Genomic DNA, 4,549 nt, shown 5'->3' with positions numbered 1-4,549 from the left:
CTTCATAGCAGTGATATTACTCAGGGCGTTGTTTCCTGAGCCAATACAAAACGCATACCTATTGGCATACCAAGTTCTCTCTGCGGTGTTGCCATTCCACATCGGAGAACCGCCGTATGTATAGGCTCCGATGCGTAACTGTTTCGACATTGGAGCAGGGCTTTGGGCATAACCCATGCCTACCAAAAGCGAAACTGCAAGCGTCAGTGCGGTGGTAAAGCTGACAATTTCGCGTAGAGATCGTCGGTATTTTGAACTTAACATAGCGTTCACCTTTTCGGGCGTCGGTCCCGTTTTCAATTAGCGATAAGTAATCGAACCAGCGCATCCAGCGCTATACCGGCGTGATTACTACGAGTAGTGAGCTTTGCGACCGCTAGGTTTCCTTTAGTTAGTATCCGGACATTTGGCCGGAGGTAAGTATTTTTTGGCAGCACGATTGATGTACTGCTGATGTACTGCTCGTCGTCTCATTCAAAAGTATTAACTCATAAGAACTGTGTCAAGAAAAAAAGCCCGATAAATCAACCTTTTTTCAATCTTTTGATATAGCTGTTTGGATTTAGACGAACAAAAAAATTAGCAGGTCATAAAAGGGATACATTGGCGAGTTTAAGCGCGACACATGTTCACCGTGTGCTGGACACTCCTAAGATTATGAACCGCAAAGCGAACAGTTGAGTCGCGAAGAACATTCTCCGGCAATATCTAAGGTTGTCATGTACGAATTCAAAAAAATGTGTGAATACAGCCTATCAATAGCTACATTCGCTTGAATTCATTGTACTATACGAGTATCCGATTTAAAAGTATTCAGGAGGAGTGCTACAGCGTGAAAAAACATATTACCCTCATCGTCGGAGCGCGGCCAAATTTTATGAAAGCCGCTCCTCTCCTGCGGGCGCTAAAAACTCTTCCTGATATATTCAGGCCCACTCTCATTCACACCGGCCAGCATTATGACCCAAAGATGTCCGAACTATTTTTCAATGAATTGGGGATGGACAAACCCAATATTTTTCTCGGGGTTGGCTCAGGAAGCCATGCCGAGCAGACCGCTAAAATTATGATTGAACTCGAAAAATCATTTTCCCAAGACAGGCCTGACCTGGTTGTTGTCTTTGGCGATGTCAATTCCACTATGGCCGCCGCGCTTGTTGCAGCAAAAATGTCTATTCGGATAGCCCATGTCGAAGCTGGCCTGCGAAGTTTTGATAAGGCGATGCCCGAGGAAATAAACCGCATCGTGACCGACAGGCTCTCAGACTATTTATTTGTGACCGAAGAATCAGGTATAAGAAACCTCAAAGCAGAAGGCGTACCTTCGGAGAAGATTTTTTTCACCGGCAACATCATGATTGATTCGCTGACCGCCAGTCTCGAAGCCTGCAAACGCTCCACGATCCTTGACGATCTCTCGCTTATCCCGGGCAAATATGTCTGTATGACGCTTCATCGCCCATCGAATGTGGACAACGAAAAAATACTCCGCGAAATTATGACCATGATAATTTCCATCGCCGATCGAGTTCCGGTTGTCTTTCCGGCACATCCGCGTACAAAAAAAAAGATGACTCAACTGGGTATGCTGGATTCCGTCTCGGATGGACGGCTCAAAATTATTGAACCGCTGGGATACCTTGATTTCCTCGCCCTGCAGTCATCCTCCTTTTTTGTCCTGACCGATTCGGGCGGGATTCAGGAGGAAACGACATACCTGAGAATCCCTTGCATAACGATGCGCGAAAATACCGAACGACCGGTCACGGTCGATGTCGGCAGCAATATTTTGACTGGTCCTCACCCGGCGAAGGTGCTGGAAGCGGTCCAATTAATTCTTGATGGTAAAGCAAAAAGAGGGCGCATTCCCGATCTCTGGGATGGCAAAACTGCCGAGCGAATTGTAACGATCCTCCGCACCATTGCCTGACCCGGGTCAGCGTCCGTATTGACGCTCGTCTCTTTTTCACTGCCCGCAAGTCTTGCCTATCGGATACGCTGATGATATCAATTCAGATTATTGCATAGTCGAAGAAACGGGATAGAAGTCAACGTCGCTCCCGACAGTCTTACGATTTCTATTTTTTAGCGGTCTGTTGGTTTTCGAAAGAAAGAGTCCACTCGTCCACAACGCGCGTCATACGCGCCAATTCCTTTTATCGAACGACAATTATTTTTCCGCGATGGTCGCTATCTTCCAAGTACCACAGGTAGACACCCGAGCCGACAGTGAGTCCGGACTCGTCATCACCGTTCCAGACAATTTCTTGATTGGTTATATCGCTCCAGCGTTTTATTAGAACGCCCGATGGCGATAACAAAACAAGCGCGGAGCCGGAAGGAATTTCTTTGAAGGTCACATTCGGCGTCGACGAAAGATGCAGTGTGGACGGAAAAACATACGGCGCAGCTTTCACGTCAAAGTACGAAACCGGGCTATAATTATACGCATTGGCTCTCGCCCGCCAATAGTAGCGGGCTCCTGTCTCAAGCGTATTGGGCACTTCCCACTTTGTCGTGGTCTCGCCTTCGTCAACTGCCGGCGACGCTGTGACACTGCCGCCGAAAAACTCATCGCCTGCAAGCTCAAAGTAGTACAGGTTCACCGCAACCGAATCACAGAGGGTGTTGGTTACAGTCAGTGCAGGCTGAGAGCTATTGACCAGCGCGCCATTCTGCGGAGAGACGACCACAGGAGCGCAGTCGTCAGTCCCTGAGACTATCGATTGATTGGTTGCGCTCTTTGCAATAACCGAGAGCTCACCTTGATTATTTACATTGTCATAGGCTTTGATTCCAAAATAATACGTCCCGGCGCTCAAACCATGTGTACTCGAAACTGTCGCTGATTGCTGGCTTCCCGCGGAAGCGATCGGCACCGAGGTTGCAACCGTCGGAAGCGAATTCCAATTTGCGTCGGTTATATCTCCGACAGCCGTGTCGCGATATCGTATTCTATAGCCGCTTACTGTTCCGGAATTGTCATCATCACCCGGTGCAGTCCAGGTGAGCCTGACTTCACCGAAGTTACTGCCTGGCAGTGCGCCGAGATCGTCGATCTTCGCCGGAGGGACAACATCAGCCGCGCCTGATGTGCCAGTATTGGCAAACATAGTATCTGACGAGAGAATAATGGCCGAGCCGTTATGAGCATTGATCGTTGCCGCAGTATGTTCTGTCCAGCTATACCCTGCCACCGAAGCGGTCTTTGTCCGGGATTCCAGTCTGAACCATTGGCCCGTCGGAGATGCTGGTGTGGTAATCGACACGAACGTCGTAGCCGAATCGGTACTCGCCTGAGACGCCAACCGCAAATACACTTTTGTAAGAATTTTAGTAGTGTCACGAGGGTCTTTATAATTAGCCAGTCTTACTTTATCGCCTGCGGCATTATCATTTGACGAATCAATGACATTGCTATGCAAACCGAAGTATTTCCCGAAAGCATCGCTCCATTGAGCCGTTGAATCATGGATGCCATAACCGCCCCACCAGTAGACTTGACCGACTCGCTGGGCCAGTGAGAAGTTGTAGGTTGTACTGCCTCTGAAATTACAGACAAGCATATAGCCGAGACTGATGTTCTTGATTCTCTCTATGTCCATCCCTGCCGACACATTCAAATCACCACCCGTTATCCAGCCCGGATACATTTGCAGATTAGAGTCCTTCACCGAATAGAGCGCGTTCATCATTGCCAGACAATGATCCAACTGACTCGGATTACATGGTACGACATAGCTGTATTCACCCATGACATATGCCCCAGCGAGAACAGCGCAGTGTCGTCCTTCGCCATTCCAATTCACCAGATGGCTTGCTGGGAGAGCTGCAAAGTTTGGAGCATATTGCAAACCGTAGCTTCTCATCAAATCCCCCGCGACCTTCATCCAACCATCACGTGCTCTGCGAAGTGAATCCCGTACATCAACATAACTGTTGACTGCATCGGCGTCTTCAAGATCAAACGCATTTCCCCAGTTTCTCGTGAGGCTCGTATACGGACTACCATACGACCATAGGCTTGGGATAATATCCTTGAGTGGAGACATGAGAGGGAAAAGGCCGCTCGGAGCATTGTTGGTGTATCCGATAATACATTCTTCATCGCACATAACGCCGTCATATCCCATACCCTCGGCTAAGGCTTTCCAGCGTTCGGCAAGATACTCGCCGACTTTTGGGTTTCTAAAGTCCCAAGAAAAACGAGTTTGAGCATCGGTATAACCGGGCTGGAGTAATATACCCCCCGGTTGAGTAGTGACAAATCGGCCATGTCCCGTGGTATTGAAATCCTGAACACGTAGCCGCACCGAATCTGCGGGCGAGGTGTTTTTTACGCGCAGAACCAATGAATCGAAATTGTACCCCTTAGATATTGCCCAATTTTTCACGAGCAAGGAGTCTGGGGCTTGCAACACAAACAGGTCATACACGAGCGCTTTGAGGGTCGGGTTTATCGCCTTCATAGCAGTGATATTACTCAGGGCGTTGTTTCCTGAGCCAATACAAAACGCATACCTATTGGCATACCAAGTTCTCTCTGCGG

General features: G+C 48.6%; 3 protein-coding genes. 1 reads left to right on the top strand and 2 read right to left on the bottom strand.

Translation table 11 applies throughout. The annotated features are described in order from the left end of the window. Positions 1 to 264 (bottom strand): hypothetical protein (locus tag SGI97_09640; GenBank protein ID MDZ4724149.1); only part of this gene is annotated, 264 nt, incomplete at its 3' end. 568 nt (positions 265 to 832) lie between these two features. Here SGI97_09640 and wecB point away from each other — a divergent pair. After that, a complete protein-coding gene (gene wecB / locus SGI97_09635) occupies positions 833 to 1,930 on the top strand; it encodes a UDP-N-acetylglucosamine 2-epimerase (non-hydrolyzing) (GenBank protein MDZ4724148.1) in 1,098 nt (365 codons plus the stop codon). Positions 1,931 to 2,156: 226 nt separating this feature from the next. Here the strand turns inward: wecB and SGI97_09630 are convergent. After that, positions 2,157 to 4,549, bottom strand: a 2,393-nt coding sequence (locus tag SGI97_09630) for a hypothetical protein (protein ID MDZ4724147.1), incomplete at its 5' end; no start/stop codon positions are given.

The organism is Candidatus Zixiibacteriota bacterium (assembly GCA_034439475.1).
Lineage (GTDB): Bacteria > Zixibacteria > MSB-5A5 > GN15 > FEB-12 > JAWXAN01.
Note: the sequence above shows the minus strand (reverse complement) of the source record. Positions and strands in the feature narration are given on the sequence as shown.